Raw genomic sequence first — 396 nt, 5'->3', positions numbered from 1 at the left:
GGCTCGGCGACCTCGGCGGCAAGTTCAACCAGGTCTACACCGACTCCTTTGAGCGCATCGTTCTCGGCGGCGAGGACGTGCACGGCGTGCTCGAAGAGCAGGCGGCAGCGCTCAAGGCGCTCATCGACCAGGCTAAGGCGCCGTGCTGGGCGCCCGACAAGCCGTCCACGGGCGCCTGCCCGGTAGACTAGACCATGATCCCGAAAAGTGGRMRCCGGTTTTCGGAAAAGATCATGGTCAAACAATAAGACATCCTCCCAAGGGGGCGTCCGGGGTTTGTTGCACTCCGGGCGCCCAGACCGCGGCATCGTAGAAGGACAAATACCATGCACGGCAAGGCTCTGCCCTATCTGCTGCTGATGCCGGCGACCTTGTTCCTGTGTGTCTTCTTCCTCT

At 62.1% G+C, this 396-nt stretch carries 1 pseudogene; it reads left to right on the top strand.

The features are described from left to right. A pseudogene (locus tag AC1DY7_RS31380) lies at nt 1–191 on the top strand (hypothetical protein); the annotation flags it as partial. Between the last annotated feature and the right edge of the window lie 205 nt (nt 192–396).

It is taken from the genome of Mycobacterium sp. P2_H7, from assembly GCF_056403275.1.
This window is presented reverse-complemented; position numbering and strand designations above follow the sequence as displayed.